Below are 26047 nucleotides of genomic sequence, written 5' to 3' on the forward strand. Positions count from 1 at the left end.
GATCTTCCGGGTTGATGAATTAGTCTTTATCCTCGTCTGGATGGCTGATCGTCAACGTACTGGTAATGAGATTGTTGTATGCGGCGCGGAATCGGTTTGAAAGTGTCTGTTGAGCAACCCCCATTTGTTCCGCCAGTTCCCTCATCGTTACTGCGCGTGGAACCTCATAGTAGCCTGCTTCGAGCGCAGTTACCAGTGTCTCCCGTTGCGTCGGCGTGAGATCGTACTGGGCGCTCGCCATCGGTTGTTCCTGTTCTTGGGTTCGATTAAGTTCGAATGAAATACTATTCTCATTACAGTATTTTTGAAATTCCGAGAGAGCGTCCTGACTGTCGAATCGAATTCGCAATTCCCAGTCTTCCGCTTTGCCGATTGCTTGCATGAGTGTCGCGCCGAGTTCAACGTATGCATAGATGAGGGTCTCGACGTTTGCCGTCCACTCGGCCCGATACAATCTCGCACCCTCTACTTCGTCGATAACAGCGATGTTTGTCACGGATTCATCGTCCTGAAACGCATCTTCGAACTCTGTGTGATCACCACCGCTCACCCAGAAATAAGGCATAATCCGATCTTCCATCGTCGCCACGACCTGTTCGATCTCGACGATCATCTGCGGAGCAGCTGTGAGTGCGTGGTTCAGTGCGAAATCGTCTGATTTGACGGAAAACTCGGCGATAATACTCATACCGCTGGTTGGTGGTCAAGCACAATAAGTCACAATCAGAATATCGTGTTCCTGTGCTATCCATATGGAGTGTTCAGTCCATCACCTATACTTGCCGTGAGTTGTACGGGTATTTCTGAATAAAGAAAACGTGCTACTATCTACTGATAGGCTAAGGAGTCGCCGTAGATGCAGCACCGGTTAGTCTTCTCGTATAACTGCCAACCGAAACTGCTCAAACGATCGAATGAGCTCAACGAACTCACTGGGATCAACCGGCTTTTCGAGGACTGCATCTTCGTCCGCATCATGATCAAGATCACGCGATTCAATCAGGTCTTCATCCATCCCCGTCAGGACGATCACTGTTGTCTGATCCAGTTCGGGGTGATGTTTGATTTCGTGTAGAACATCTTCACCGTCCACTTTCGGCAGTTTCAGATCGAGCAGCACAATATCCGGTCGAGAAGCGTCCTCGTACTCTCCTCGTTGATTAATGAAGTCGAGTGCTTCTTGGCCATCAGTAACGGTGGTAAGTGTGTTTCCGATATTGCCGTCTGAGAAGGCTTCTTCGATGAGGCGAATATCACCGGGATTGTCTTCTACTAGCAGTATGACCGCCTCCGATGACCCATCTCCCATCTTATAATGGTCTGAGTTAGCGGGGTATAAGAGATCCGGCGGGGTGAGTCGTAGACAAGTTGCTGTAGTGAAGTCCATAAGATTCGGCATCTGAATACCGCGTTTTACCGAGTCAATTACCCCAGTTCCACAGCCTCTCGAGGGTTGAACTCGACAGGTGCTTCTAATTCCGGATCGACCGCTTCGTACCGCTTCGCGTTCGTTTCGCCAGGCATTCTGATCAAGCTGTAGTCGGCCATTTTGTCAAGATAGTTCCAGGCCTGCCGCCAACTCACAGGATTGATTCCCTGCCCTTCGAAGATCTCGCTTTTGAATTGCCAGTAGGTCGTTTTCATCTCGCTCCCGGAGATCGGCCCGATCACGCGCACGAGCTCGTAGAGCCGCTGGTGAGGCAGTGGCAGCGACCGGAGGTTCGCCTTCCGGATCTTCCGCTTTGCTCGCTCGAAGGCATCCGCGACGTCCTCGTCGTGGAAGTGATCGTGCTTCCGCTCGAGGGCCAGCTCCGCAGCGGACAATACCGACTTGATCGCCCACCGTGCAACACCACCGGTCTCGTCGGCGATCCATTCAAGGTCACCGTTCCGAGTTGGGTCGCCCTCGAGGCCGTGCTCGACGCGGGGCTGGAGAATGTCGACGAGTTCGTCGACGCCGTACTTCCGAAACTCGATTTGAGAGTCACCACGGAAGTGAGACCGGAAGTCACGATCGACGCGGTTGAGCCACTCGACCTGCTGGTGGGCGATCGCGACCACGGAGACGCCGTCGACGGCGAACAGATCCTCGAGGACGTCCAGGTCAGGGATGACGTCGGCCTCGTCGAGTACGAGCACGTAGGGGCCATCGCCGACGGCTGTCGCGAGTCCGTCGACGAGCTCGTCACGGGGCTGGTTGCGATGCACTACCCCACTATTGGAGTGTTCGGTGACCGCTTCGTGGATGATCCCGTTGCGAGTCTTCCCTGAGCACTCGACGACAGTTGACTCGAGCCCCCACTGCTGCTGGAGTTTGCGAAGCATCCACCTGGCCGACGCGGTCTTCCCGACGCCGCTCGGGCCATGGATTAGCACGTCTTCCGCTCGCCGGCCGTATCCCGTCGGCTTGAGCGCCCTCGAGAGCGCGTTTAACTCCGTATTCCGATGGAGGATGGGGGTAGGGTAGTCATCTCTGAAGACGTACCGAGACTCAATCATAACGGACCGTTTCGATGGGTGTCATAAAAGCCGTAATGGGCGGCGTTTCGAAACACCAGTCGTTGATCACAATGGCGAGAAGATAATTCACGCAGTATATCAGGTATGCCCAAACATTACTACCTCGGAGCCATTAGTAATGAATAATGATCAAGGATGGGGCAAGACAACCACGATTCCAACGGTAGCAACCTTTCCCTTGACGCATGCCTCGAGTTACTGGCAAACCGGCAGCGCCGGGCAATTATCGAGTTTTTCCTTGATTCAGAGACAGACCATGTCCCGATAGATGAGCTCATTTCCACAATTTTGGACGAGGAAGTAAGCGCTACAGGAGAGCGTCCTGGCCACGATTCTGTTGCAGCCACATTGTACCATGTCCATTTGCCGAAATTTACTGATGCTGGTATTTTGGAATATGACACCCGAAACCTCGATGTTCGATATCATGGAGATGATCGGGTTGAAAAATTGTACGAAGCAATTCAAGAGTTCGAGTGAGAAGCCACTGACCTAATACAATATACATAATTAATATTATAATAATAAAATGTTTTATAGATATCGGCCATCCACGATGATTATGGACTGCGTCAACACTTGTTCACAAGAGAGTTCAGTAGTTGTTGATATAATACAAACTGTTTCCTCTAAGGAGGATTGTGATCCCAGCGAGCTACCCCCGCTGAATGACTCAATTGATTCTGATGCGCTCGGTCGTCTTGCCACGGCGGATACGACTATTCACTTCACGTATTGCGGACACGAGATAACAATCGAAAACAGCGAGGTGACTGTTGCAACATGAGTTCCCATAAACAGTGATCTCGATATCGTCAACAGTGGGTTCTACTCCATGATCGGACCAGGAACGCGCCCTGAGGTTGGACCGTCGTGATCGCGCAATCAGCGCTGGCCAGCGTCCAGAGAACGCTCGGCGAGACGCGGTCTTCCCGACGCCGCTCGGACCGTGGATTAACACGTCCTCCGCTCGCCGGCCGTATCCGGTCGGCTTGAACGCCCTCAGGAGCGCGTTTAACTCCGTATTCCGGTGGAGGATGGGGTAGGGTAGTCATCTCTGAAGACGTACCGGGACTCAATCATAACAGACCCTTTCGATGGGTGTCATAAAAGCCGTAATGGGCAGCGTTTCGAAACAGCTGAGGAAGTCATAGAACGTTCCCACGCCACCTCTCTGCAACTACCCGACGAACGGTAAATACAGGTGAAGTACTTAGCGCAGGTGAATTGCATAGTAACACTGAGTCCGACATTTTATATTGGTTTCATAGCAAACCCACGGGAGAACATTATAGTGTTCCCCGGAGTGAAGTGGATATGCGGATTGTCCTAAACCAGTCAACGGAAACGATCCATAAACCGTCACATCACACCACTTTTCAGCCGACAGCCTGTGGCGCACTCAGACATGTCTCAGACGACCATATTTATGTGACTACCGAGGAAGAGATCGAGGCCAATCACAAGATGGATCATTGTGGGCGTTGCTTTGAGGATGCAGGTGGATATTAGCAGAAAGTCGTACTCAAGCCGCTGGTTGAAGTAGAAGATACTCGCCTCTCTCAACGGTGATGTGAAAGTTACTGAAGACGAATTTGACTGTCCCATCCTGCTGTGACTTACACAGGTCATCCAACATGTCTGGATCTATTGTCTCATATAATGGGGTTAAATTGCAAGGATCGCACTCTTTTAGTGAACTTACAGCACGAATAGTCGCTATACTCACTGATTCTCCTTCCGGAATTTCATACTCTACTATCACATGATCTTCCGGGAGTGAGTGTGGACTGTCCGGGGGCATATTCTGAGTTACTCGGATAATCCTTACACCTGAAGTGGGGTGGTCCTGTCGGGTGCGCTCGCAGGCGTATCGGTCCAAACCACCGGCTACAATCCCTGTGAGTGGATTTTTCTTTTCACTTGAGAGTCTCATCTGGGGGTGTGATCCATCCCGGCTTACTCTGTACTGTCCACCAAGTGCTACGATAACTCCTTCGCCTAAACTGAGCGACCACTACCGTCGCAAATCGAGCCGAATCTCGTGGTGCATTCGCGTTGTATATTCAGCACGGCTCTGCCAACATCTCCGATAGCTAATAGAAATACCAGCGTTAGACACGCACCTGTACTTGCCAGTCAGCACACTGTATGGATATTCCCATTTCACAGATATTATCGCACTTTCCTGATCATTAATCACAAAGAGATTTTTCTCCAACTCATTTAGAACTAAGATCGTTGGTAATTTTGTAAGTTAGAGCCAAAATTCCAAGAATAATTCCGCTCCCTATGCCTAATAAAAACGGCGATTTTTTAGGAACAGAGGCATATATTTCTACTCTCTCCATCGTCACATTGGGTTGGACTACTGACACAGCCCCATATATTCCTCTGAACTATATTGTTATCCAATAAGTATTGTTAATATATCGCTGTGTGAACACATAGGAATTCTATTATATCCAACTTATCTTCTATAGTGAGCATGGTTTTGACCAAGGCTTGAATGAGTTCAGTGTGTCCTGAAAATTCGCCTAAAGAGGCGTTTTCAGATTATACTACACTACCACACCCTGTCTGGATGTATCGGTTGGCTCACCGGAATAGGGGTGAAAACAACTCCATGAGACTAGTTCTATGACACCTCCACAGCTGCGAAAACAGGAATGGACTACTCGCCGATCGCGACGCCGTCCGCACACTCGAGGGCGACGTCCTCGACGCGTTCGCACCCGGTCTCACGCCACTGGCAGCCGTTCCACTCGAGGGTCACCCGCAACCAGCCACCGTCGGACCGTGGCCGGAACGAGACCTTCCGCGGCGGGCCGCCGGTCGGTCGGTGTCGGATGTCAATCGCGCCGTCAGTCATTGCCGTCCTCCAGGGACTCGGCGATCGCTCGGCAGCGCTCGGCGACCTTCTCCTCGGTCAGTGGTCGATCGAAGTGGAGCGTCATCGCGACCTCGTCACCGCTGGCCGCCATCTACTCGAGCACCTCCTCGGCGCGGACCTCAAGCGCATCGCGCAACTCGTCGGCCGCGGTGTCGGTGTGGCGGGCGATATCGCCTTCGAGATCGTCACCGTACCGGTGGGTAATATTCAGTTCGTGGAGGCAGTGGGCGATCGTCCCGAACGTCTCGTCTGAGACCAACTGCTCGGCCTGGGTGCCATTCGGATCCTCGCCGTTCGTGAACTCGTCGGCGTACGTCCCAGCCGCCTCGCGGATCTGTGAGAGTTGCGCCATCACTCGCTCACCTCGCTGTCGTCGCGATCGTGGATCGGATTCTCAAGCACCAGCTTCGACCGCGGGTAGGGGTACCGCTGGAGCCCGTCGACGTCTTTCGTCGTCCGATCGAGGAACTCGACCTGGTAGACGTCCTCGTCAGGGTCGCAGTCGTTGTACTCCGCGACTGTCTCGTCACTGTTGGGCAACGAGTACTCGCTGGCAGTGTTGCTGCTCAAGCGGACGACGAGCATCTTCGGCCCATCCGATTCGCCGCGTTCGCTGACGTGGTCACCGACGTGCAACAGTGGACGGTCGCGTTCCTCCTGGAGCTTTGCAGGCTGGTTGACCGTCGACGCATGACCGTTCTCCTCGCCACTACCGTCGGCTCGGAGATCGGGCCCGGCGACCGCCTCGGCGATCTGGCGCTGGCGGATGTCCTCCTGGCCCTCGCGCTCGAGCTGATCGCCGCGGAGACTCTCGTGCTTCTTGCTCGCCGCCATCGTTAGAGTTCCTCCTCAAGGATGTCCTGCGCTTCGTCGGCCGCCGAGACCGGACGTTCGGCCCACCCGCCACACTCCTCGTCGACGAACTGGATCCAGCGGCGGAGATCGTCACCGCCGGCACCGTTCGAGGCGAGCACGATGCCCTCCACGTGGAGGATTGGCTCTCGCAGCGAGAACACCGGTACGCCACCGGAGTCGTCCCGATCGGCCTCGTCCTTCGTGACGACGATGCGCTCGAGCTTGCGGTCGACGTGGTGATGGCGCCCGCGGTTGTCTTCGCCGATGTAGCCGTAGTTCCACGAGCGGCGCTCGAGGACGACGTCGTCGGTCTGTGCCTGTCCGTCAGTCGTAACGGTTTCATCCGTTGGCTGTTGTACGCTCATATGCTGGTTTCCTTCCAGCACGGGAGGTCGGTGCTGTAACACCGGCCTCAGAGTTTTCCGAGGCATCCCGTGCTCATCCTATAGTAGTACACTTGCGCTTGTAAAGATTGCGGTTGTCAATAGCGGTCGTAGATGGACGGCCGAAACTATTTCCCGAGACGCCGTCGAACGTTGCACTTGTAAATGGCGGTGAGAAACCAGAGTGGTGTGACTCTTACACCCGACGACCTGAACGATCTCGACAAGCAAATCGTCGAGTACCTCGCCACAGAGGGCCGTGCGTCACCGACGCTGTTCATGCGCGCAGAGGATATCGACACCTCGAGACAGTGGGTCTCGAGCCGATTTACCCGGCTGGCCGAACACGAACACATCCAGGACCTCTACGAGACTGGGATCTACGAACTCGTCGAGGATCCTCGAGAGGGCAGCGATGACTGACTCCGAGACCTCGGACAGCGTCCGGACGTGGTCGTGCCCGTCGCCCGATGACTGCGACTTCACTGCCGGCGGCGCGGCTGAACTGGCCGATCACGTCAACACCGAGCACGCCGGCGAGTACCACCGAGACGACTGGCCGGATACCTCTGTTGCCCAGGAAGAACAAGATCTGGACGAAGACGACAGCGACGAATCGACCGACGAATAGATAGGGCCGTTATCGGCCATTTTGGACGGTAACAGGGCTGTATTCCTGCTATCGATCCAACAGAACTAATTGGTTACAGTACTGAGATGCTGATGGCGAGGGGTGGGGGATCCGGCCGAAACATCCACTACCAGATCGCTCCGAGACATACCTCTCGCCACTCCTGAGATCGGCCCACTGAACGTCCGTTGGCCCGGTTTCAGGCCCCACCCAATTGACACACCACTTGAGGGATGGAGGTTCCGACGTTGGCCTCTGGCCGGCGCTTCTGAAGATCACTCTGCCTTTCTCCAAAATCGATCAGTATTGCTGGGGTCGATGGCTTTATCACCTTTAACTCAAAATCTCTCCTGTCCGGGTAACTCACATCCAAAACTCACATCCAAGTTGGTAGCACAACTTTCACCAACCCGGACACTTCCTAATTGAGATTAGCAGCGGATAGTTGCTATACCACACTATGTTGAGGTTCCCACATAGGATGATACGGCCTCTTCTTCAAGAGCAAAAAACGATAGGCAGCAGTAACTGGCTTAGTTATCTTGTTTGTGGTTAGTTCTATCTGATCTATCTTCGAGGAGTTCCGGCATCCATGCGGCAAATCCATGGTCACGTCCGTTGGTCCACATTGCCGTTTCTTCTTTAACACCTGGAAGGTCACTGTTTTCAACGCCACTCACAAGGGCTGCTTGCTTGTCCACCAGTACCAACTGACCTGGCCACTTCTGCCCGACCTTCTGTGTCTCTTGCAAACTCTCTGTCACTATGATGGAGGCATCTGGAATAGCCTGCTGAACACGGTTTTGCACTGAGCTAGACGGTACTTCTACGATAACTGTGATATCACGATCACAGGCTGCTGCCAATCGGTCAAGAGTGGCCTGCTCAAACATCGTTTCATCAGCAATGATAAAATGGACGTGCTCGTCTGCGTTGTCAATAAGATCAACTAGCCGGTCCGTCACGTGGCCAGCATCGGCGATTGCCCAGACACCTTTCTCCTCCTGCGTCTTGGTCGACTCAACTCGGTCTAAGGCCGCATCTGCCGCTTCAATACTGGAATTATAGTCTTCACGTAGTCTATCAAATGCTTGTTCTTTCGAAATAGCCCGGAACTCCCGCGGTTCGGATTGCTGTATGTCCACTAGCCCACGCCGATGGAGTCGATCAACTGTATCATAAACCCTTGACCGGGGAATATCTGAAATCTGACTTATTTCCTTTGCAGTTCCCTGTGCAATACGAGTAAGCGCAACAAAACATCTCGCTTCGTACTCGGTTAACCCTAACTGCTCTAATGCTGAGATAGCAGGTTCTTCGTTGGACATGAACGACCAAGTGCCCTCAAACAGTTAACCCATTGGTGAACCCGTTCTGACTTCGGAGGACATCTTGGCGTTGATTTCAAAGTCTGTTTTCGAAACCATCTCTAAATACCTATGTGGACTAAACGGAAGGCCAATCCCAGTTCAGATATAATGGAATGTAATTACCATAAGTAATCCTTATATCACACCTGCGTTTTATGGTACATGATACCAAACTAAGACTATGCTTCTGCAAGAACATCAATCGACACGACAGGACTTACCCGGGTGATGTCGATCTCCAATAGAAACGAAGGGTGTGGGAGCGTGTGACAGGACTTGACCACCAGGCCCTTCACTGTCAACATTTATGTTGTGTTACTTAATTCTGGGTTCGTCCTACATCAAGCGATAGGTGAGTTATTTAGACCGAATACGATATTCTGATCGGAACTACCTGCAAAGAAGGACAGCGGTTTCCTATGTCGGTGTACTGACTGAGCATGTACTACGAGATTCTTTAAGATAGTATAAGGCACAGACAGAGATAGTCTTCAAAGTCCACACTGGTAATTATTAGCACAGAGGCCGTTTACTAAGTGTATATATGGCAACAATCGCTAAGTTCCAAATCCCCGCTAGTGATACAGCGCTCGGAGCTACATTTGAAGATATCCCCTCACTCGTCTGTGAAATGGAACAGGCGATCGCAATAGACGATTTTGGAATTTGGTTAAGCGGAGCAGACATCTCAGCAATTAACTCTGCGCTTGAGGCAGATTCGACTGTTACTGTACATTCGGTCATCAGAAGTGCCGATGAGAGTTGGCTATACAATATCAGATTCTCAGATGAAATCATAGGCATGATCTCTCTCATCGTTGAAGAGGGAGGAACAGCACTCAAAGCGAGAGCAAAAAATGGAAGATGGACTGTCGAGTTACGTTTTCCTACTCGAGAGGATGTCAGTCAAGTCTATGAGCAGTTGAGAGGGCGTGATGTTCAGGTCGATGTTGTACAAATCCAGCCATTCTCAAAGGACACTGCTGATGAGATTAGATTGACTCCCGCACAGTCTGAAGCCCTCCTTGCTGCGATCCAACATGGCTACTTTGAGATACCACGTGAAATATCACAGGAGGAACTTGCAACTGAACTTGAAATATCGCACCAAGCACTTTCTGAACGATTTCGTCGTGGATTCCGTACACTCGCTACTACAGAAATCAAAACCGCTGAAAAAGATAGACAGCAATCTATAGGTTCTATTTATTAACAATGTATACACTGGATAGACTATAGCTCGTAGCGTTAGGGTGCTTGTCCTACATCTAACGATCAGAATGTCTGGTTGAGGTTGTGAGTGAGACGGCTGAGGGCGAGTTCAGGGAATTGCTTCCACCAATGCTGAGAATAGGGGCGCATCGTATTTCCGTTTGAGACGAGAGCCCATCGTCTCGTTCTGACCTTCGTCGCTAAATTCGGGATCGGGGAGTGTACTCAGAGATGGTTTCTTCGAGGAAAGCCACAAAAACGCCCGGATGGGCACAGGGTAACGGCCGCCGGGCGGTGGGACAAGATGAGATCGAGGTGGATGTTGGTTGGATCGTCCATGTCGCGCAGAGAACGCGACAGTGAATATGTTCGCCGGATCCCTTATCAACCCCTCCCGATTCCAGCATACTCGGAATCGGCACCTACTAATCTCTAAATCCTATTTGCGACACTCCTTAGATCTCATTCTCAGCCGAAGGGGGATTGGGAAAGGTTGCCTCCGGAAGGGGAGAGGAATGGGGGGATCGGAGGCAGTTGGTTGTTTTTGGGTATTGCTATTAACTATTTTGGGTAGTGTTGATTGCCCAATAGGTTGATAGCATATTGGTTCCAAGACGCAGTTGGCGAGGGATGGGGAGATCCGGTCGTCTATCCGCTACCAGATCCGCTCCGAGACATACCTCTCGCCATACCTGAGATCGGTTCATCAAACGCCATGATATCCAGATTTCAGGCCCACCCTGATTGACACACCACCTGAGGGGATGGGGTTCCGACGTCGGCCTCTGGCCGGCGCTTCTCGAGATACCAAATTACGTTGGAGACACCGGTATCAGTATACCGACGATATGTAGAAGTACGGCAGGGCGCCACATCATCACCTGCGCCATACACGCACACTGCTCTGCCAGCGTACCTTCATAACCCACCCAACACCCTATCTTTTACGAGCAGCTGTATCCAGTAGCGCCGAGCTTGATGTTTATATACGAAGCCGCGGCCAACGCCAGCGATGCTCTCTGACCGACAGCAAGACCTCCTGGTCGCCGTCGCATTGACCGAGTTCAGCATTCACTACGAGCAAGCTGATCCCGAACTCTCGAGAGAAGCCTGGCAGCTGGCCGCGGATCACCTCGTCGATCACGATGTCGAGCCCGCCGAGGTCGTCGCCACAGTTTAGATTTCACCCCATATTTCTATATTTACAATTTGTATATGAATGCTACATACTGATGTTTTCTATAAATATATTAGAAGTCAACCTTTATACTCGTTCAGTCTAACCTGTCGGTATGGAAGACTTAGAAGGAAAGCTACAGTCAATAGGTGCTACCAGAGTGTTTTTGGCCATCCTTTTGGCTGCAGCTGTCGGACTAGCGGCGGTCGGTCTTCCGGCCGTCTATGGGGGAACGACAACAACTGCTCAGGCACACGCTTCGTCTGAACCCTCCCCCTACGTCGAATCGTACGAAGATATTTCTCAAGCAGAGTTGGCACAAGAAGAGTCGGGACTCGACCCAGCCGACGATGTATATCTCCGTGACGATGGCAGTGCGGTCCTTCACTATCAAAACGACTCTGATGTCAACCGGGTCGAGGTAGGAATGGACGCGAGCGAGGGCCTCATGCGGATGCTTGTTGTCGACGATATTGAGAATGAAAGTGAGGAGTTAGAGAAGGCGAACTTCTCGGCAGTCCTCGATAATAATGGCTTCTCCAGTGAGGGGTCGTTCATTATGAAGCAACCGGACGAACTCGACGATCTCGAGGTTGATGTGTCCGGCCAGATCACTGACGAGACAAATCAATTCAACGCGAGTGCGAGTGGCTCATTCCAGAGCGAGGCTACAAGTACATCCGCAGCCGCCACAGAAGGGAAGATCACAGCCACTGCAGATCGGCTAGAAACGAGCGGACAGATCTCCGTTGACGGTGCAACTAGCGGCACTTCGACTGAGAAGGGTACATCATTAGCAGTCTCACTGACCGATACAGAGGAAGGATACACAGCCGATGTTCAGCAAGAACGTACGGTCTACAATTGGTCGGCCAGTCAGTGGGACACTCGTGAACAGGCAAAACAGACGCTCAATCAACAGTATGGCGCTCTCGCTGCGGATCTTGGTGGCACAAGCGAGATCACAATTTCGAACTATGACTTCGAAGAACAGAGTTCAGGTCAATACCGACTCAATATCGAGTTTACCGTCGAATACATCGGTATTGATGACGGGATCGAACAGCAGTTGACCGACCAATTAGTGAACGATCCCGAAACCGATCTGAGCCAATCAGAGGCCGAAAAGATTGCGACTAGCGTTACTGATCTCGAGATCGAAACCTTCGAATTCGCCCTAAGCGAGAATAGCAGTTCGATGGATGCCGGTTGGAACATCGCCCTTGCGAACTATGACGAACTCACGCTCGCGATGGTTGATTTAGCCGAAGCAAGTTCCACGGGCACCGAGACATCGCAAAGTGACCTCGAGAATGCTCGGACAGCTATCGAAGCACAACAGGCAGCAGATCTCGAGTGGACTCTCGAATGGGATACAGCTGCCGAACAGACGTTGAACCAGGGAATACAATTTGACGCCGAAATCACGAGTACTACCGAAAACTGGGGTGCATATATTGACGAGCTCCAGGCTAACGATATTGAGACCCCGAAAAACATTGACTTCGAGCTAACTGCTAATACCGACGGAGAGAACCTCTCAGTTGATGCACAGTTTGATGTCGAAGCTAAAGATTTGGCCAGCCAGTCCATTAAGTCGTTAGCAACGTCTGTCCAGAGTGGACCAACGAGTACGACCGGATCCTCGAGCGCTAACGAGTTTATAACCGCATTGTCTGAATCCGAACTCGAGGTTGCTCGCATCGATGCGAACATCGGTAACGGTGAGGTGCGTGTCGAAGGTGGGGCGAAGTTCGAGAACATGAGCAAGATGATGGATTCCCTTAGTGGAGCGCTCCCTATTGGGGGGGTAGCGACAGAACAAGGTGATGATTCCGTATCGATGTACGTCTACGTCGACGATATGGGCGACATTGACACCGAGTCGGCGACAAAATCGGACCTTGAGCACCTCAGTGTGGTTAATTCTGAAACGACCATTCATGAGGCTGGTAAATGGGACAAAGACTTCCCCCAGCCAGCTTCCGATGAAATAAGAGAGTACCTGAATGTGGAGAACGAAAGTAGCGACAGTGATGGTGGAGAGCAAAATAGCGGTGCTGATCTTCCCTATACAAATGAAAGCGGTATCGTTGATGAAGATGGATTCAACGCTGCTGTCAGCGATTTCCTGAGTGGTGAACTCAAAGGCGATTACAACTTCAATGAACTCGTCTCGGCATACCTCTCGGGTGAACCACTAGAATAATACCGCATATATCTATCAATAATTTTCTAACCGGCTTCTCCTCTAATTGTGAGCACTAAAGCCAGCAGGACTGAGTCAAAGGTTTATATCAGAAGCCGCGGCTAACGTCGGCGATGCTATCCAACCGACAGCGAGACCTCCTGGTCGCCGTCGCACTGACCGAGTTCAGCGTCCACTACGAAGCCGCTGATCCCGAACTCTCGGAAGAAGCCTGGCAGCTGGCCGCCGATCGCCTCGTTGAGCACGATGTCGAGCCCGCCGAAGCGGTCGGGGAACTCGAGATTGGATGAGGGTGTCATAGAATAGTTCGCACGCCCCTCCGCGACTACTGATGAACGGTAAGTACAGGTGAAGGCGTTACCAGAGTAGCTATTGATCTATCCAATGGCTGTTAAAAATCGCGTGCTAAATACAGAGGATAGATTCAGAGCAGTGGCTCCCGTCAGCGGTGTCCTAAGGAGATCCTCACCTGACGCGAGACAGGGGCTGGATTCCGGAAGGAGAGCAACCCGCTATCTCGTGATATCCAATCCACGACCGGTTCCGGACCCGGTCAATACACGATGAATTTTTCCTACCCGAGATGCATTACCGGTCATATGAGCGATCAAGCCGGTACTACAGAGGGCGGGTTTTGGGCGGACGCTACCGGCGAGCGCGCGCTCGATCGTTACTCGAAGCTGGTCAATATGGTAGACGACGGGATCTACCAACTCGATGCCGAGGGGCGGTTCGTCGCTGTCAACGACACCATTGTCGAGGTTACCGGCTACTCCCGGGAGGAGCTTCTCAACGAGTACGCGTCGCTTGTGCTCGCCGACGAGGACGTCAGTCGTCTCCAGCGCGAAATCGACCGACGGCTCACCGACGACGACCGCCGGGACGATCCGATCGAATTCACGGCCCGGACAGCTGACGGCGACGCGATCCCGTGTGAACTGGAGTTACACCTACTCGTCGAGGACGGCGCGTTTCAGGGGTCCATAGGAGTCGTACGCGACATCACCGAACGCAGGCAGGTAGAACGCGACCTCCAACAGGAACGTGATCTCCTCGAGGGGGTCGTGGAAACCAGCCCCGTGGGGATCGCGGTTGTCGACGCCGACGGCAAGGTAACGTTCGCCAACGAGCACGCCGAGGAAATTTACGGTCGCTCTCGCGACGAACTCAGCCAGTTCTCCCACGACGACCCTCGCTTGGACCTCGTCGACGAGAACAGCGAGCCAGTCGAGAGGGGGGAAATGCCGTTCGACCGCGTAGTCACACAGGAAGAGGCGATACACGATCAGATCCTCGGCCTTCGCAGACCCTCTAGTGACCGCGTCTGGGTGTCAGTCAACGGCGCCCCGCAATGGAACGAAGACGATGAACTCGAACGGGCCGTGTTCGCCTTCGAGGATGTCACCGAGCAACGGGAGAACGAACGCGAGCTTGAAAAGAGCGAGCGGCGGTACCGGACGCTCATTGAAAACTTCCCGAACGGAGCGGTGGGTATGTTCGATGAGAACATGCGGTACACCGCCGTTGGCGGACAGCTCCTGAAAAGTCTCGATATAGAGCCGGAGGACCGAATCGGGAGCACTATCCACGAACTCCATCCGGACGTCCTCGTCGAACAGATCGAGCCGTACTTCGCGGGGGCACTCGATGGAGAAGCCGATTCCTTCGAGATCGAGTTCGGGGGCCGACACCTCCACGCGCACGCTCTCCCCGTCAGAGACGCCACAGACGAGGTATTCGCCGGCATGGTCGTCGTCAGGGACGTCACCGAGCGCAAAGAATACAAACGCGAGATCGAGCGGCACAACGAACAACTCGAGACCATGTTCGAGGTGCTCCCGGTCGGTGTCGTCGTCGCAGAGGCCGACGGGCAGATCGTCGAGGCCAACGAGAACGCACACGACATCTGGGGCGGGGACGTATTCGACGCAGATTCTGTCGCCGAGTACGAACAGTACCCAGTGAGATGGGCCGAATCGGGTGACCGGGTCGAGCCTGAGGAGATGACCCTGGCTCGCGTGATCAACGGCGAAGAGGTGGGCGAACCCGAAATCTTCGAGATCGAGACTGCTGATGGCGAGCGCCGCCTCGTCGAAGCGGAGGGCATGCCGATCCGAGACGAGAACGGCGAGGTAGATCGCGGCGTCATCACCTTGAGCGACGTCACCGAGCGCATGGAGGCCCAGCGCCAACTCGAGGAATCTGAACGTCTCTACCGAACGCTCGCCGAGCACTTCCCGAACGGTGTCGTTGGCGTCTACGACCACGACCTTCGGTACACGCTGGCGGCGGGCGAGAAGGCCGGCGACCCAGCGCCCAGCGCAGAGGAGGGCCTGGGGACGCGAATGCCGGATCTCTACCCCGACGACGCCGTGGCCGACCTCGAACCGCTGTTCCGGGCCGCTATCGAGGACGGCGAAAGCGGGAGTATTGAAACCCAGGTTGTCGGTCGGCACTGGCGAGTGTGGGCCATGCCGCTACGGGACGGTGACGGCGATATCTTCGCCGGTCTGAGCTTCGCCCAAGATATCACCGAGCGCAAGCAGCGTGAACGCGAACTCGAACGGACGCTCGGCTTACTCGAGCGGACCGAGCGTATCGCGGACGTCGGCGGGTGGGAGATCGACCCGAAGACCCAGGACGTGTTCTGGACCGACAACATCTTCGAACTGCTAGAGGTGCCCGGCGACGAGGAACCGCCGCTGGACGAGGCGCTGGACATGTACCACGAGGAGGACAGGCCGCGGGTCGAGGCGGCCATCGAGGACGCGCTCGCCTCTGGCAATCCCTTCGACATCGAGGTACGGCTCCGGACCGCGGCCAGCAGTGAGGTGCGCTGGCTCCGGCTACAGGGAGTCCCGGAAACTGCCGACGGCGAGGTCGTCTCGTTCCGCGGTGCGGCCCAGGACATCACCGAGCGCAAACAGCGCGAACAACAACTCGAAAAGCTGATCGAGAGACTCGAAGAATCGAATGAGCGCCTCGAACAGTTCGCCTACGCCGCATCGCACGACCTGCAAGAACCCCTGCGGATGGTGTCGAGCTACCTGCAGCTGATCGAACAGCGCTACGGGGACGCCCTTGACGAGGACGGCGAGGAATTCCTCGAGTTCGCGGTTGACGGCGCGGATCGGATGCGCAACATGATCGAGGGACTCCTCCAGTACTCCCGAGTCGAGACACAGGGCGACGACTTCGCGCCCGTCGATCTGGACGATGTTATCGCAGACGTCCACAACGATCTCCAGGTCCGGATCGAGGAGAACGACGCCGAGATAACCGCCGACGCGTTACCCGTCGTGGAGGGGGACGGCGGACAGTTACGCCAGGTGTTCCAGAACCTGCTTGACAACGCCATCGAGTATAGCAGCGACGGACCGCCCCGGGTTAATATCTCGGCCGAACGAAACGAGGGCCAGTGGGTTGTCTCGGTTAGCGACGAGGGGATCGGTATCGACCCATCCGACACCGACCGCGTCTTCGAGGTGTTCCAGAGCCTCCACGCGAATGACGAGCACACGGGGACGGGAATCGGCCTCGCGCTGTGCGAGCGCATCATCGAGCGCCACGGTGGCGAGATATGGGTCGAGTCCGAGCCCGGCGAGGGAGCGACGTTTTCCTTTACACTCCCTGCGGCGAGTGACCAGAAGAGATAGGTTCGCTTTACCACCCGGTTTAATTTATTGGTTTGATACCGCCCACAGTGATGTGTACGCGCCCTGTACTCCGTACACTCCTGTGGACTTAGTCCGTATCTGATAGAATCCTCGTTGGTCAGTGCGCACACCTACGTATCGGTTGGTTCTCCGAAATCGGAATGAAAACAGCTCCATGAGAATCGTACTATGACACCCTCATTGGATAGCTATCGCTAAGCGTCAAATCACCTTGAAAAGACCTCAAAAGGCCGCCCGGATGGGCGCAGGGGGATGGCCGCCGGACGGTATGGACAAGATCGGGATGGGTTGGGTGCTGGTTGGATCGTGTCGCGCGGTGGGGAACGCGACAGTGAATATGTTCACCCTGACCCATATCAACCCCGCTCCGATTCCAAGTATGTTGGAATCGTCCTCTTTCTGTAGCGAGGATCCTCTCCCTTCCAAGAGTGGCTCGCGAAGAACAGCGCCGACCTCGAGTTCATCTGGCCAGAGCGGTTTATCTTTCTTTGATTTTCTCCCTACTACACCATATCCAATGATTCCCCACTCTGTGTTATCGCTAAATTCGCGGTCTGTCCGAAAAAGGACAACATCTCCGATCGATAATTCGTCATACCGGGCTTCTAGACCTTCTCGCATTCCCCACAAGTTATGGCGATAGGCTGTGAGCCAATTCTCGGGATTTCCCATTGCTTGTTTGAACGTCAGATTCGCATTAGCGGTAGACAACATCTGTCCACCGGTAGAATCAGCTCTATCTGACATTATACTAGTCCGAGAAGCAGACAATGGTGATTAGTTTTCCGACACATGCTTGCATGCCCCTAAGGGGGCAGGGCAATTGCGCGGCGCGCAGAGCGCGCGCCGCGCTAGCGAAAAGTCAGACTGGCCGATTCGAGACGGTACAACGGTGCTGCTCCAGCAGTAGGAGAGGATAGGACCTCGATAGCGAGTGTTGTCGAGTCCGCTTAGGAGGGAAGAGAATAGACTATGGCCGAGCGGTAAGTACAGGGACCGCATGTACCGCAATGACTATCGATCTCTCTGAAATCAATCAAAAACGCGGTACAAGACTTAGAGAATGTATTTATCACAGGAACAAATTTTCCCCAACCTAATTCAAATGAACCCACTGTTAGATAACTGGATATTCGGAGCGTGCTTCGTGCGTTCGAACGCCTGGGAAATCTCCTTCGCGGACTACGTGGGCGACCTGCGTAGTACGCGTTTGAATCTGGTAGTAGGTTAGCTAAGCATGAGCGGTCCCATTGAGAGAGTCTGTTTGGCGAGCGTCGCGAGCCGCAGGATGTAGGATGTGAACAGGAGAAATGGCAGCACTGAGATGGCAAACGCGGCGCTAACAACCCAGAGAACGCTCTCGATGCCGAGGAACGTGCCGGTGAACGTTGCCAGATCGACGAAGACGACCATCCCCCCAGAGACGGTGAGTGCAATCACTGCGGCATACAGGATGGCTCGTGAGAGTTTTACCAGCGCCCACTGGATGTAGAGATCCTTGATGTATTCGCGGACCACCCCGTACATCGTGAGCGCCTCGAGCAAATTTCTGAACGCGCTTCGTTCCTCGTCGGTGAGGGAATCTTCGTACTCCATCCCGAGCCGGCGAACGTCGTGCATCTTCCGATCGTAGTTGTAATCGAGCGCGGGCGATACGACGCCGAAGGTGCCGAAATCCGTGTCTTCGAGGAGGTTGCGTGCGTGATCGGCGTTCTCCAACAGGTCGGTGACGTACTCGTCCACTTTCTCGTAGACCTCCTTGTTTTCAGTCTCGGAGAGCGTGTCTCGCAGTGTCTTTGCTCGCTGTTCGCTCGTTTCGATAAGCGCATGGAGGTAGGCCGCTGGGTCGCCGGGTGTCGTCATCCCGAGGAGGCTGTCGGTGTTCTGGCGGAAATCCATCGTCGTGTCCATCCGACTACGCTGGCTCCCGAGCGAACCGATCTCCTGGGAGAGGACGAGCTGATTGATCGAGACGACGAGCGTCGTTCCCGTGATGATCGCGCCGACGAGACCGGCGAATACCGTCTCGACCATGTCGCTCGACTGCATGGTCGAGTGCAACGATACCGGCTTCATCACGCCCCAGATCATAAACACGAGGAAGATCAGGAAAGCGAGCCCACCGGCGACGACCCACCGGTTGGCCCCGATCAGCAACCAGAACCAGTACTTGTTGACGTCCGTCCGCTCACGTAACGTGTTGTCCGTCGAGAGGTCATTCATGAGAAACTGGACGTTTGAACAGCAGTAGTTTCGTGCCGCCACCGTCGTAGCTGATCGTCTCTGCGAGTTCCCAGCCCTCTGCACCGAGGCGGTTGAGTTCGTCTGTTGGATCGACTGTCTCTCGCTTGGTCAATCCCTTTGGCGGTTCGAGTGTCTTGTATTCCCATTGCTGGTGCATTTCGGTACCCATGAGTTGATATCAGCACTCACGGTGATGACTCTGCTGACAGGCTGTTTCTCGTCGTGTAATGATTGAGAACGGAGCGGTGTGCTCATGCATTGTCGTCTATACTGCCTGGGGTTGTACGCCGACAGAATCCGAATTCCCGAATATGCACACGAGACGCGACTCGTCATGTGCATATCTCGAGTCGATCTCGTTTGAGACGGTATTCTTCTATGGATAGTAGACACGTTTCTCCGATTTGGGGCCGAAATAGCCCGCTCAGTGAGTCGAAAAAGCTAGGATTTCGGGGGTCGTGTGTACGAGTATACGAATCAGAACCGACAGTGACTATGCGTACCGCCGAGACGCCATCGAACGCGCAGCCGACTTCTACGACTGTAACAAGACGAAAGCCGTGGTGAGTGCTTGTGACGACGTTCCGAAGGTCGACGCACTCGTGCTCGGTAGTACTATTTCTGATTGAGATCCAGAGCAGCAATCAGCCTTTTGAACTATCAGCCGAGATGGGTAGTTATGGAATGCCCCTCATGTGGGGACGAAATAGAAGAGGGCAGCGAGTTCTGTCGCTTCTGTGGCGAGGAACTACCTGCGGTCCCCGATGATTTCGACTTGAAGACCGAACTTCAGTCGATGGATGATTACGAGTTCGAACACTTCGTCGCCGGTCTCTGGGAAAAGATGGGCTGGGATTGCGAGGTTTCGACAGCGTCGAACGACAAGGGAATCGACGTCCGAGCTCGAAAAACGGACCCATATGAACAAAAAGCACTGATTCAGGCGAAGCGCTATGGTGAGGGCAACAAGGTCGGTAGTCCCGATATCCAGCAGTACTCGAGCCTCAAGCATCAGGAACCCAACGTCGACAAAGTGATCATGGTGACGACGTCGTCGTACTCGAGAAACGCCGAGGAGTTAGCTAGCGACCTCAACGTAAAGCTGATTGGTGGTGACGATCTCGTTGACCTGGTTGATCAAGAAGGGGCCGAGGAACTGATCTCTGAGTATATCGATATTGAAACCGAGATTCCCGAACCGGATATCGAAGAGGAGAACGATAGTGCTGTACTGGAAGATAGTCAAAGAACAAGACCGACAGCGCCATCTGGGTTAGAAACAGAGACAACCGCGACTCATACGGACAATAGTGATGTGCAGCTACCGGAAACCATCTGGTTAAAGGGTATTATCGGCTGTACAATCGGATTATGGATCGCAGGTATGGGGATGGGAACACTTCCGACAATAGTTGTCGATCCATTGTTATTCATCAGTTGGATTGGACTTCCAATCTGTCTCTATAAGGATTCACAAGCGACCCTCAAAGCTACGGAATGGCCACAGCGGCGGAAGTACTATATCGGAATTGCTGTTCTACCAGGCTTTGGCCTCTTTATTGGCCCGGTATATCTGCTTGTTCGGTACGCAGTACACAAGGGATACAGTAGCAGTCAACAGACTATATCCCGCAATACAACTGCTAAAAAAGATAGTACTTCCGACAGAAAGAGTACGTCGACGGATCTCAGTGGTGTCGCTGCTAGATTAGGAGTTAACCATTATACAGATGCGACCGACCATGTAAAGAAGTTTAAACGTGAGGGCAAACATGACGCTGCTGAGGAGCTACTACTTTGGTGTATAGACCAGGCAGAAGCTGAAGCAAGAGCAAAGAATTACTCGACACCACCGAAGTGGTACTACGAACACCTTGGAATTATTTACCGAAAAGATGGTCGCTATGAGGATGAGCGTGCCCTTCTTGAGCGGTATATGTCTGTCTGCAGTAGTCTTGGTGGTGAGCCCCGGAAGGAACTCGTCGACCGACTTGAGCGCTCACAGGAGATGGCGGCGAAGTAGCAAACCCCAGCGACGACAGTATTGTCACGAATTTAGACATCTATATTGATATGAATCAACGGAAGCTACTCCTCGGAACCGGCACAACACTCTCGTAGCATTTCAAGTCACCACCGTCGATCACTTCATTTCGACCTTACAAGGGTTCGTCTGAAACCATATCGGAATTCCGGCTCTGAAGCCACTATTGGATGCTTACACAAATTGATCTCCGTCGACCCTGAATAGTCTAACTAGCCCAGGGGGTCGATGATTGGCCCCTTTAGTGGCGATGATGATAGGACGACGATGAGGACAAACTGACGGAGACATCGTCGACGATCGAGACGAAGTGCAGCGTTGATCACGACCAGCGTCGCGGCGACGCGAGCAGCGGGACGTCGTCACCCAGCCCTCGAGCAGCGGTCTCCCCTTGATCTACGAGCGTAACAATATCACCGATGGACGGGCAGGACCTCGAACACGTTATCGGCGTAATCACAGTTCCAGAAACAGTACTCGATACCGAAGACTGAGATAATCAACCTAAGATGGGATCACAGGCCAGGTGGCTCTGATAGGATAGCGTATTTACAATCGTGCTTTTGATCTCCAAGGATGAATCAGGCGAATAGAATAGGATCCTCGAGTTCATAGAAAATGAAGAAGTACATACAGGGACGCATCTAGCCAGAAAAATAGTCAATACGCTACTCTACCTTGGTCAAGATACGGTGACACCTGAATGGAGGAGACTAAACTAAGTGAGTTTGAGGAATTGAACCGACCGAAAATAGATCAGCATCAGGTCGGCTTCAAGATTGGAAAGCGTAGTGTTCCAAATGATGCCCCAGACCGGTGGGGAGATGATTTTGCGCTTGTCGCAGCGGATGTTCTACCGCGGATGCGCCCTGGACCACGCCTAGATTACCGTGCGGAAGTAGCTTATCGCTTCCAGAAACATGATCATGAGCCTCCGAAACGCCGGAAAGGAAAACGATACCGGACGGAAGCAGAATCTCGTCTCGATCGGGCCTTCACTAAGGTTGCAGAAGAGTATGACAAGACCGAACCTACAATTCGAGAGGCTTGCACACGTCCATATGAGGAGGATTCACCCACTGAAGAGTTCCGCCAACATTGTATTACGATCATGGATCGGCTTTCTTCTGGCCAATAGCCCTGAGACACACTGAATTATCACAGTAATCACGCCTGACCTATCTCCCCGCTCGTAACGCCGATATTCTTATCACGAAACCGTCCAGTAGGGCTGATATGAATCGACGAGCGCTGTTGGTGGGATCCGGAGCCGCGGTCTCGACGACCGTCGCCGGATGTGCGAGCGATCAGACCAAAGACGAAACCGGGAGTGGGAACGGCAACAGCAGCGAGGACGACGGTGGCTTCGAGCATACTGGCATCGAACCAGGACCGCCGAAGATCGATGACGTCGGCCTCGTTAGCGAATGGGAGGAATACGGCGATCTCACGAGCAACGCGATCGAGACCGGAACGCTGGATGCGAATCAAGTCGTCGTAGCATTCCGGTACAACGTCTATTCCCACGATGGCGAGGTCCAGTACACGACACAGGCCAAACTCTACGGACCTGACGGCAGCCGCGTTGACCGATCTTCCCGAGAAATCGAGGAGCTGACTGGGGAGGACGGGTGGATGAAGCCCGAGGTGGCAGCTCGTTTCCAACCAGAAGACGACTGGTCGGCTGGCGAGTACGAGGCCGAGATCATCATGCGCGACGAGATCCTCGACGAAGTTGGCGACCCGGGAACGGGAACCTTCGAACTCGAGTAGGGGCTCACTTCTCCGCGAGTTCCAGACCAACTCGCCAGCGGTAGTCCTGATAACCGCCGTGTGAGAGCGACCAGCCCTGCACGAAGTACTGTCCCGGCTCGATACTCGCCCCCGTCGGCGCTGTGATCGTTACAGTCTGCTTGCCGTCGCTGGAGTCCTCGAGACGATCCGGGCCGTCGGGGACCATCCGCTCGACGATCGCGTCAGGTACAGTCCCCGTATCTGCGAGCAACGCTGCCTGCTCGTCGGTCAGCCGTAGCGGGAGCGTGGTGGTCCCGCCTGATGTCGTCCCGGAGCGTGAGATCTGCCCGACCTGCCTGTCCTCGAGGGCGACCGTGCCGCGATCGGTGTCGATCGACCAGGACTCACCAGCCTCGTCGACGGGATCGAACATCGGGTCGCGATCAGAGAGCCGATGGAACGTCAGCGTGAGCTCAAAACGATCGGCAGCAACCTGCTCTTCCTCGTAGCTATTGACGTACCACTCCGATCCAGCTTGGAATGGGGGCTGCTCCGAGTCAGGTGCCTCGACGATCGTCGGAGAGTCACGGCCGGCGGAGTCGATCGCGCGGAACTGGCCGCCGTAGCCGATCTGGATGCCGAGGTCGCCGGCACGGTCGTACTGCCGCCAGTGGCCAATGTCGTCACGTGTCGCCTCAAACGACAGCGAGAGTGTTTTTGGCGTAAGCTCGGGCTCGGTCGCTTGGATCATCCGGCGACCGATCGCCCAGCCGGCGAAGTCGAATCGGACGATCGCGCTGCCAGTGCCGGTCGCCACGACCGTGCGATCGGACGTCGCAGTTCGCGAGACCGTCGCGCCGCCGGTGCCGGACGCCAACAGAGACCGATCCGCCGTAGCTGTCCGCGAGATCGTCGCACTTCCGGTCCCACTGGCCGTTGTCGATCGCGCGCCCGTCCACTCGCGTGAGACGGTCGCCGAGCCTGATCCGGTGGCGGTGACCGTCCGGTCGAACCGAACTAAGATGCTGGTCGAATCGCTATCGTCGTTGCTCGAGGTGGTCGCAGTCTTCGATCCGTGGTCACCGACTTCGGTCGGCCACTCGAGGATGATCGTCGTCGACGTGCTCGCATCCAGGCTGACCGTTTGCGAGTCCTCGAGTGTCCCCCCGATCTCGAGCGTGATCTCTTGCTCGCCGGCCTTCCCGCCTTGGTTATCGATCTGCGTGTCGACCGTCAGCGTCTCGGTCTCGTCGATAGGACTGTTCGTCGACGAGATCGTGACGACGAAGTCCGCCGATGGTGCGTTGTGGACGTAGGTGTTGAGGTCCGATGCACCGGTATAGGCGATGTTATCGGTTCCTGGGGCCCAGGTGACTGAGTTGACGTAGGCGTAGCTTCCGCTTGCTTCAGTGAGTGTCACATCCAGCGTCCAATCGCTCGTCAGATGGACGTAGGTGTTGCTATCGTAGGAGCCGTACGCGAGATAGCTCGCATCTGGGGACCAAGCCACCGAAGTGACTCTACCCGTCGCCTGGGAGAGAGGACTGTTGGCTATCGGCGACCAGTCGCTTGTCGCGTGGATGTAGACGTTTTCATCATCTGACCCGTACGCGACATAATTCGCGTTTGGTTCCCAATCAATACTACGGACGATCCCAGTCGCCGCAGAGAGGGGGCTATCAGCTATTGGCAACCAGTCGTTCGTCGTGTGGACGTGAACGCTGTTCCCGCTAGTACCATATGAGATATAACTACTATCCGCCGACCAGGCGACCGTGTAGACACTATTTCCAGCTTGGGAGAGTGGGCTGTTGCCTATCGGCGACCAGTCGCTCGTAGCATGGATGTAGACGTTATTGTCAGCTGACCCGTATGCAATGTAATTTCCGTCTGGTGACCAGTCCACTCCATAGACGTTACTTCCAGCTTGCGACAGCGTCTGTGAAAGCCCCCAATCAGAGACAGAATGGATGTAGACGTTATCGTCACGTGATGCGTATGCAATATATGAACTGTCGGGAGCCCAGCCGATATCTTCGATAGAGCTGCCTGCCGCCGACAGGGTCGTCGCCAGCGACCAGTCACTCGTCGAGTGGACGTAGACGTTTCCGTCGTACTCCCCATATGCGAGGTAGGACCCGTTCGGGGACCAAGAGGTCGCGTAGCTCGTGCTGTTCGCCTCGGAAAGCGTCTGCGAGAGGGACCAGTCGGTCGACCCATGGCCGAATCGCAATCGAACGCCCGGACTCTCCCACGGCCCCTCTGGATCGGTCGTCTTGACTCGAACGGATGTCGTCACTGACTGCTGATCCCGGAGGTTCAGCGTCGTTGAGCCAATCTCGAGTAGCTGGCCTTTGACCGCCTCGACAGGCGGTTCATCCATGTCCGAGACCAGAAACTCGACTGCCGTGTCGCTGGCGTCGTCTGCGAGATCCCAGCGGTTGCTATCGAAGATATTCTCGGCAGCATGGTCCGGTAACTTGTCCCAGTTGGGATGCTGCTCGAGGACCCAGTCGCCGAACGCGGTCCGATCGAATCGCAGGTCAGCATCGAAGATGAGGCCGTCCTCGGCAGCTTCGACGAACTCGTAGTGTTCAGTGGCGACCTCGAAGATGAACGTGTTGCGTGGCTCTCCATCACTGGTGTCCAGAAACGTCTCCGTGTGCTGGTTGCCGGGATCAACGAGATCCTCCGGATTCTCGAGCATGGATCTACTGCGTCGGTAGTTCGACGGTGTAGGTCACTGTCCCTTCGTCGGTATCCGAGCCGATCGTGACGGCTGCAGCCTGCAGCGATCCGTTGATCTCACCTTGGAGTGGCCCGTCGTGCATCGTTGTCGTCGACGAGGAACTCAGATGTAGTTCAGCACGCTCAAGCGTGACCGGAGCCGCGATATCGCTGTCCGACCCCGAGAGTGTGATCGTGAGATCAGTCGGGTTCGCACTCGCGTCGCCCCAGCTGGCGCGACTGTCGTTGTGGATATCGATACGAGTCTCCTCGTTGCCTGCATCGTCGATCAGTGCGACGTGTGTCCAGCCGTTCATCGATGTGATGTACTGTCTGAGGTCGGTGAATCCTGCTGCGTTGAAGTTTGACAT

Annotated in this window: 25 protein-coding genes and 1 pseudogene; 13 read left to right on the forward strand and 13 right to left on the reverse strand. The window is 54.4% G+C overall.

Features of this window, described 5'->3' with window-relative positions; all coding sequences use genetic code 11:
* Nucleotides 1-19: 19 nt before the first annotated feature.
* The 3 genes from LDH66_RS00535 to LDH66_RS00545 form a co-directional block, all read right to left on the reverse strand.
* Nucleotides 20-688: a helix-turn-helix domain-containing protein gene (locus LDH66_RS00535; RefSeq protein WP_226479132.1), complete on the reverse strand. Its 669-nt coding sequence runs from the start codon at nucleotides 686-688 to the stop codon at nucleotides 20-22.
* Between the two features lie 180 nt (nucleotides 689-868).
* Entirely contained in the window at nucleotides 869-1309 is a 441-nt protein-coding gene (locus tag LDH66_RS00540; protein ID WP_226479133.1) for a response regulator, read from the reverse strand.
* A gap of 116 nt (nucleotides 1310-1425) precedes the next feature.
* A complete protein-coding gene (locus tag LDH66_RS00545) occupies nucleotides 1426-2499 on the reverse strand; it encodes a Cdc6/Cdc18 family protein (RefSeq protein WP_226479134.1) in 1074 nt (357 codons plus the stop codon).
* Between the two features lie 156 nt (nucleotides 2500-2655).
* On the opposite strand from LDH66_RS00545, the gene LDH66_RS00550 reads away from it, so the two are divergent.
* Both LDH66_RS00550 and LDH66_RS00555 read left to right on the forward strand, forming a co-directional pair.
* Nucleotides 2656-3000 carry a DUF7344 domain-containing protein gene (locus LDH66_RS00550; protein WP_226479135.1) on the forward strand — a complete coding sequence of 115 codons (345 nt, stop codon included), beginning with the start codon at nucleotides 2656-2658 and terminating at the stop codon, nucleotides 2998-3000.
* 82 nt (nucleotides 3001-3082) lie between these two features.
* Nucleotides 3083-3307 carry a HalOD1 output domain-containing protein gene (locus tag LDH66_RS00555; protein WP_226479136.1) on the forward strand — a complete coding sequence of 75 codons (225 nt, stop codon included), beginning with the start codon at nucleotides 3083-3085 and terminating at the stop codon, nucleotides 3305-3307.
* 738 nt (nucleotides 3308-4045) lie between these two features.
* Here the strand turns inward: LDH66_RS00555 and LDH66_RS23190 are convergent.
* From LDH66_RS23190 to LDH66_RS00580, 5 genes are all read right to left on the reverse strand, one after another.
* Nucleotides 4046-4456: a HalOD1 output domain-containing protein gene (locus LDH66_RS23190; protein WP_425492878.1), complete on the reverse strand. Its 411-nt coding sequence runs from the start codon at nucleotides 4454-4456 to the stop codon at nucleotides 4046-4048.
* 738 nt (nucleotides 4457-5194) lie between these two features.
* Nucleotides 5195-5392: a hypothetical protein gene (locus LDH66_RS00565; protein ID WP_226479138.1), complete on the reverse strand. Its 198-nt coding sequence runs from the start codon at nucleotides 5390-5392 to the stop codon at nucleotides 5195-5197.
* Nucleotides 5393-5504: 112 nt separating this feature from the next.
* Entirely contained in the window at nucleotides 5505-5765 is a 261-nt protein-coding gene (locus tag LDH66_RS00570) for a hypothetical protein (protein ID WP_226479139.1), read from the reverse strand.
* Entirely contained in the window at nucleotides 5765-6247 is a 483-nt protein-coding gene (locus LDH66_RS00575; RefSeq protein ID WP_226479140.1) for a hypothetical protein, read from the reverse strand. The genes LDH66_RS00570 and LDH66_RS00575 overlap by 1 nt, the downstream gene beginning before the upstream one ends.
* Before the next feature lie 2 nt (nucleotides 6248-6249).
* Entirely contained in the window at nucleotides 6250-6633 is a 384-nt protein-coding gene (locus tag LDH66_RS00580) for a hypothetical protein (RefSeq protein ID WP_226479141.1), read from the reverse strand.
* Between the two features lie 207 nt (nucleotides 6634-6840).
* Here LDH66_RS00580 and LDH66_RS00585 point away from each other — a divergent pair, with 207 nt between their 5' ends.
* Together LDH66_RS00585 and LDH66_RS00590 are read left to right on the forward strand one after the other, a co-directional pair.
* The gene (locus LDH66_RS00585; RefSeq protein ID WP_319004333.1) at nucleotides 6841-7074 is read left to right on the forward strand and encodes a hypothetical protein; all 234 of its coding nucleotides are present in this window, start codon (nucleotides 6841-6843) and stop codon (nucleotides 7072-7074) included.
* Nucleotides 7067-7282, forward strand: coding sequence for a hypothetical protein (locus LDH66_RS00590; RefSeq protein WP_226479143.1), 216 nt, complete (start codon nucleotides 7067-7069; stop codon nucleotides 7280-7282). Before LDH66_RS00585 ends, LDH66_RS00590 begins: the two co-directional genes overlap by 8 nt.
* Before the next feature lie 533 nt (nucleotides 7283-7815).
* Here LDH66_RS00590 and LDH66_RS00595 read toward each other — a convergent pair.
* A complete protein-coding gene (locus tag LDH66_RS00595; RefSeq protein WP_226479144.1) occupies nucleotides 7816-8610 on the reverse strand; it encodes a TrmB family transcriptional regulator in 795 nt (264 codons plus the stop codon).
* A gap of 586 nt (nucleotides 8611-9196) precedes the next feature.
* Between LDH66_RS00595 and LDH66_RS00600 the strand changes: the two genes are divergently transcribed.
* From LDH66_RS00600 to LDH66_RS00620, 5 genes are all read left to right on the forward strand, one after another.
* A complete protein-coding gene (locus tag LDH66_RS00600) occupies nucleotides 9197-9865 on the forward strand; it encodes a helix-turn-helix domain-containing protein (protein ID WP_226479145.1) in 669 nt (222 codons plus the stop codon).
* 1011 nt (nucleotides 9866-10876) lie between these two features.
* Nucleotides 10877-11044 (forward strand): hypothetical protein, encoded by a 168-nt coding sequence (locus LDH66_RS00605; RefSeq protein WP_226479146.1) that lies wholly within the window; start codon nucleotides 10877-10879, stop codon nucleotides 11042-11044.
* Nucleotides 11045-11156: 112 nt separating this feature from the next.
* Nucleotides 11157-13250: a hypothetical protein gene (locus LDH66_RS00610; RefSeq protein ID WP_226479147.1), complete on the forward strand. Its 2094-nt coding sequence runs from the start codon at nucleotides 11157-11159 to the stop codon at nucleotides 13248-13250.
* Between the two features lie 113 nt (nucleotides 13251-13363).
* The gene (locus LDH66_RS00615; protein WP_226479148.1) at nucleotides 13364-13540 is read left to right on the forward strand and encodes a hypothetical protein; all 177 of its coding nucleotides are present in this window, start codon (nucleotides 13364-13366) and stop codon (nucleotides 13538-13540) included.
* Nucleotides 13541-13849: 309 nt separating this feature from the next.
* Entirely contained in the window at nucleotides 13850-16906 is a 3057-nt protein-coding gene (locus LDH66_RS00620) for a PAS domain-containing sensor histidine kinase (RefSeq protein WP_226479149.1), read from the forward strand.
* A gap of 1248 nt (nucleotides 16907-18154) precedes the next feature.
* Here the strand turns inward: LDH66_RS00620 and LDH66_RS00625 are convergent.
* Nucleotides 18155-19150 carry a DUF7972 family membrane protein gene (locus tag LDH66_RS00625; protein WP_226479150.1) on the reverse strand — a complete coding sequence of 332 codons (996 nt, stop codon included), beginning with the start codon at nucleotides 19148-19150 and terminating at the stop codon, nucleotides 18155-18157.
* A complete protein-coding gene (gene sp36 / locus LDH66_RS00630; protein WP_226479151.1) occupies nucleotides 19143-19340 on the reverse strand; it encodes a Sp36 family protein in 198 nt (65 codons plus the stop codon). Before sp36 ends, LDH66_RS00625 begins: the two co-directional genes overlap by 8 nt.
* A 301-nt stretch (nucleotides 19341-19641) precedes the next feature.
* On the opposite strand from sp36, the pseudogene LDH66_RS23195 reads away from it, so the two are divergent.
* From LDH66_RS23195 to LDH66_RS00645, 4 genes and pseudogenes are all read left to right on the forward strand, one after another.
* Nucleotides 19642-19758: pseudogene (locus tag LDH66_RS23195) on the forward strand (DUF7692 domain-containing protein); the annotation flags it as partial.
* A 92-nt stretch (nucleotides 19759-19850) separates the two neighbouring features.
* Nucleotides 19851-21194, forward strand: coding sequence for a restriction endonuclease (locus LDH66_RS00635; RefSeq protein WP_226479152.1), 1344 nt, complete (start codon nucleotides 19851-19853; stop codon nucleotides 21192-21194).
* 724 nt (nucleotides 21195-21918) lie between these two features.
* Entirely contained in the window at nucleotides 21919-22353 is a 435-nt protein-coding gene (locus LDH66_RS00640; protein WP_226479153.1) for a hypothetical protein, read from the forward strand.
* Between the two features lie 98 nt (nucleotides 22354-22451).
* On the forward strand, nucleotides 22452-22988 hold the full coding sequence (locus LDH66_RS00645) for a hypothetical protein (RefSeq protein ID WP_226479154.1): 537 nt from the start codon (nucleotides 22452-22454) through the stop codon (nucleotides 22986-22988).
* 4 nt (nucleotides 22989-22992) lie between these two features.
* Here the strand turns inward: LDH66_RS00645 and LDH66_RS00650 are convergent, their stop codons facing one another.
* Both LDH66_RS00650 and LDH66_RS00655 read right to left on the reverse strand, forming a co-directional pair.
* A complete protein-coding gene (locus tag LDH66_RS00650; RefSeq protein ID WP_226479155.1) occupies nucleotides 22993-25656 on the reverse strand; it encodes a WD40 domain-containing protein in 2664 nt (887 codons plus the stop codon).
* A 4-nt stretch (nucleotides 25657-25660) separates the two neighbouring features.
* The gene (locus LDH66_RS00655) at nucleotides 25661-26047 is read right to left on the reverse strand and encodes a hypothetical protein (RefSeq protein ID WP_226479156.1); all 387 of its coding nucleotides are present in this window, start codon (nucleotides 26045-26047) and stop codon (nucleotides 25661-25663) included.

It is taken from the genome of Natrinema amylolyticum (assembly GCF_020515625.1).
In the GTDB taxonomy this organism is placed as follows: domain Archaea; phylum Halobacteriota; class Halobacteria; order Halobacteriales; family Natrialbaceae; genus Natrinema; species Natrinema amylolyticum.

What these genes read in the sequence shown, in the direction of transcription:
- LDH66_RS00595 (WP_226479144.1), bottom strand. Translation starts at nt 8,610, where the DNA reads ATGTCCAACGAAGAACCTGCTATCTCAGCATTAGAGCAGTTAGGGTTA.
- LDH66_RS00570 (WP_226479139.1), bottom strand. Translation starts at nt 5,765, where the DNA reads ATGGCGCAACTCTCACAGATCCGCGAGGCGGCTGGGACGTACGCCGAC.
- LDH66_RS00640 (WP_226479153.1), top strand. Translation starts at nt 21,919, where the DNA reads ATGGAGGAGACTAAACTAAGTGAGTTTGAGGAATTGAACCGACCGAAA.
- LDH66_RS00610 (WP_226479147.1), top strand. Translation starts at nt 11,157, where the DNA reads ATGGAAGACTTAGAAGGAAAGCTACAGTCAATAGGTGCTACCAGAGTG.
- LDH66_RS00575 (WP_226479140.1), bottom strand. Translation starts at nt 6,247, where the DNA reads ATGGCGGCGAGCAAGAAGCACGAGAGTCTCCGCGGCGATCAGCTCGAG.
- LDH66_RS00650 (WP_226479155.1), bottom strand. Translation starts at nt 25,656, where the DNA reads ATGCTCGAGAATCCGGAGGATCTCGTTGATCCCGGCAACCAGCACACG.
- LDH66_RS00550 (WP_226479135.1), top strand. Translation starts at nt 2,656, where the DNA reads ATGGGGCAAGACAACCACGATTCCAACGGTAGCAACCTTTCCCTTGAC.
- LDH66_RS00555 (WP_226479136.1), top strand. Translation starts at nt 3,083, where the DNA reads ATGGACTGCGTCAACACTTGTTCACAAGAGAGTTCAGTAGTTGTTGAT.
- LDH66_RS00540 (WP_226479133.1), bottom strand. Translation starts at nt 1,309, where the DNA reads ATGGGAGATGGGTCATCGGAGGCGGTCATACTGCTAGTAGAAGACAAT.
- LDH66_RS23190 (WP_425492878.1), bottom strand. Translation starts at nt 4,456, where the DNA reads ATGAGACTCTCAAGTGAAAAGAAAAATCCACTCACAGGGATTGTAGCC.
- LDH66_RS00545 (WP_226479134.1), bottom strand. Translation starts at nt 2,499, where the DNA reads ATGATTGAGTCTCGGTACGTCTTCAGAGATGACTACCCTACCCCCATC.
- LDH66_RS00625 (WP_226479150.1), bottom strand. Translation starts at nt 19,150, where the DNA reads ATGAATGACCTCTCGACGGACAACACGTTACGTGAGCGGACGGACGTC.
- LDH66_RS00645 (WP_226479154.1), top strand. Translation starts at nt 22,452, where the DNA reads ATGAATCGACGAGCGCTGTTGGTGGGATCCGGAGCCGCGGTCTCGACG.
- LDH66_RS00535 (WP_226479132.1), bottom strand. Translation starts at nt 688, where the DNA reads ATGAGTATTATCGCCGAGTTTTCCGTCAAATCAGACGATTTCGCACTG.
- LDH66_RS00615 (WP_226479148.1), top strand. Translation starts at nt 13,364, where the DNA reads ATGCTATCCAACCGACAGCGAGACCTCCTGGTCGCCGTCGCACTGACC.
- LDH66_RS00600 (WP_226479145.1), top strand. Translation starts at nt 9,197, where the DNA reads ATGGCAACAATCGCTAAGTTCCAAATCCCCGCTAGTGATACAGCGCTC.
- LDH66_RS00635 (WP_226479152.1), top strand. Translation starts at nt 19,851, where the DNA reads ATGGAATGCCCCTCATGTGGGGACGAAATAGAAGAGGGCAGCGAGTTC.
- LDH66_RS00580 (WP_226479141.1), bottom strand. Translation starts at nt 6,633, where the DNA reads ATGAGCGTACAACAGCCAACGGATGAAACCGTTACGACTGACGGACAG.
- LDH66_RS00590 (WP_226479143.1), top strand. Translation starts at nt 7,067, where the DNA reads ATGACTGACTCCGAGACCTCGGACAGCGTCCGGACGTGGTCGTGCCCG.
- LDH66_RS00565 (WP_226479138.1), bottom strand. Translation starts at nt 5,392, where the DNA reads ATGACTGACGGCGCGATTGACATCCGACACCGACCGACCGGCGGCCCG.
- sp36 (WP_226479151.1), bottom strand. Translation starts at nt 19,340, where the DNA reads ATGGGTACCGAAATGCACCAGCAATGGGAATACAAGACACTCGAACCG.
- LDH66_RS00620 (WP_226479149.1), top strand. Translation starts at nt 13,850, where the DNA reads ATGAGCGATCAAGCCGGTACTACAGAGGGCGGGTTTTGGGCGGACGCT.
- LDH66_RS00655 (WP_226479156.1), bottom strand. Translation starts at nt 26,047, where the DNA reads ATGTCAAACTTCAACGCAGCAGGATTCACCGACCTCAGACAGTACATC.
- LDH66_RS00605 (WP_226479146.1), top strand. Translation starts at nt 10,877, where the DNA reads ATGCTCTCTGACCGACAGCAAGACCTCCTGGTCGCCGTCGCATTGACC.